The 2,294-nt window shown below is 71.7% G+C and carries 2 protein-coding genes; both read right to left on the bottom strand.

Annotated elements, in window-relative coordinates; genetic code table 11:
• Positions 1 to 1,574, bottom strand: a 1,574-nt coding sequence (locus U9980_RS12030) for an AAA family ATPase (protein ID WP_322767982.1), incomplete at its 3' end; no start/stop codon positions are given.
• On the bottom strand, positions 1,574 to 2,294 hold a 721-nt coding region (locus U9980_RS12035; protein WP_416210245.1), incomplete at its 5' end, for an exonuclease SbcCD subunit D C-terminal domain-containing protein. The genes U9980_RS12035 and U9980_RS12030, both read right to left, overlap by 1 nt.

Here is a 2,294-nt window from a genome sequence, read left to right on the forward strand (position 1 = left end):
GCCAGCTCGTCGTCCTTGTTGACATGGTCCGCCCGAACTTCGGCCGGGTCGGGATGCACGAACGACCCGCAGACCGGGCAGGGGGAGTCGTCGACGAGCGCGGCGGCCAGCTCCGCGGTGATCGCGTCGAACCGCTGCCGGCGGATGTCGCCGGCCCGGGTGTGGGCGTCGCGGGCGGCTCGCTCCGCCTCGTGGGCACGGGCCGTGGCGTCGTGGCGTTGCAGCACGGTGATGGCCAGTTCTGTGGCCACCCGGGCCTGTTCCCGCACCCCGGGCAGCGCCGCCGCGCCGGCACGGGCCCGGTCCAGCCTGGCGTCAAGGACCTGGCGCTGCTGGGGCAGGTCGGTCCGCAGGTATTCGGTGAGCCTGGCGACCGCTGCCGCATGAGTCCCGGCGTCGGCGTCGGCAGCCTGTGCGCCGGCATCGTCGGCTTCCGCCCCGGCCAGGACGTGGGAGAGCTGCTCCAGACGTCCCACGTCGGTGTGGGCGAGGCGGGCCAGCCGCGCCAGCTCGTCGACAGAGGCGTCGTGGCGGGCACCGAGCAGTCGTAGCCGGTTGCGTCCAGCCTCCTGGACACGACGCGCTTGCTCGAGGTTGTCCACGCGTTCCTCCACGTGGTCAACGGCACGGCGCACCGGATTGGCGCGCTGCGCCGCGTCGAGTTCCGCGGCCGTCGTCGTCACCACGGTGAGCTCCGCTTCAAGTGTTTCAAGCCGCGCGACCAGGTCGCGCCGTTCGGACTGGCGCTCGGCGAGATGGCGAGTCTGCTCCAGGGCGTCCTCGGCGCGCCGACGGGTTTGCGCCGCAACAGCGGCCCGATCGCCTGCGGCCGTCGCGGCGGCTGCTGCGCCGGCGGCCAGGCGGGCGACCCATTCCGGGTCGGACTCGGGGTCGGCGGGTTCCGCCGACTCCGCGGCTTGCGCTGCGCGTGCCACCACCCGGGCAAGCTCCCCGCGCGCGCTGGTCACCCTCTCATCCGCGATCTTGGCATGCTCGACGAGCCACTGCTCGGCGTGCTCGAACCGGTCGACTCCGAACAATCGCTTGAGCAACCGTTCCCGGGCATCGTGGTCGGCCTGCAGGAAATCGGCGAAGTGGCCCTGCGGCAACATGATCACCTGGAAGAACTGTTCGGCGGTCATGCCCAGTAGCCGGCTGATCTCCAGACCCACGTCATCGTTGCGCTGGGCCACAACCTCCCAGCCGGGCTCGGCCCACCGTTCGAGCAGCGCGGTCGGGTTCACCCGCACGCTGCCGCCTCCGCCGCGTTTGGGTCGTTCCCAGGAGGCGGTGCGGGCGATCCGGTAGCGCCGACCGGACAGGCTGAACTCCAGCCGGACCCACGGTTCGGTCCTGGTATCGGCATGGTGCGACCGCAGGTCCCGCGCGCGGGAGCGCAGGCCCGGGACGGTGCCGTACAGGGCGAACCCGAGCGCGTCGAGCAGGGTGGTCTTCCCCCCGCCGGTCTCGCCGCACAACAGCACCAGACCGCCTGCCCGCAGCCGGTCGAAGTCCAGTTCGACACCATCGGGGAACGCCCCGAAGGCGGTGAGTTCCAGCCGGTGGGGACGCATCAGGCGGCATCCTCGGATAGTCGGGCGTCGTCCAGCGCGGCCCGCAGCAACGACCGTTCGCGCTCGCTCGGTTCAGCCCGTACGTGTGTGACGAAGGCCTCGGCGATGGCCAGGTCGGTGCGCCCTGCGATCCGTTGCCGGTAATCGAGCCCGTCGGCGACCGGGCCGACGGCCGGCTCATGGCTCAGGGTGAGGGCGAAGGGGAACCGGCGCTGCAGCGTCGTCATCGCGTCCATCGGGCGGATCGGGTCGGTGAGCACGACCGAGACGAAGTCATCCGCGTGTGCGTCGTGGACGGGCGAGGTCATGAGCTCGGCCAGCTGGCCCCGCAGCCGGGTGAGCCTGCGGTGTACCGGTACCGGGATCTCCTCGACCCCGGCCAGGCCGGTCGCGTCCAGCTCGACCAGCAGAGACGACTTGGTGTCGGATGCCTCCGAGAACGAGTAGGCCAGCGGCGAGCCGCTGTAGCGCAGGCCGTCACGCAGTGTCTGCGGCCGGTGGAGATGGCCGAGGGCGGTGTAGGTGATCCCGCTGAACAGTTCCGCTGGGACGGCCGCCATTCCGCCGACAGTGATGTCGCGCTCACTCTCGCTGCTTTCGCCGCCGTTCACCCATGCGTGGGCGCAGACGATGCTGCGCCCCCCGTAGCGGGCCCGTGCGGCGTGCACGGCACGCATCGCCCCTCGCATGGTTGCGGCGTGGGTCGGCGTCGTCCTGGCC

This window comes from Protofrankia sp. Cr1, from assembly GCF_963555865.1.
In the GTDB taxonomy this organism is placed as follows: Bacteria; Actinomycetota; Actinomycetes; order Frankiales; family Frankiaceae; genus Protofrankia.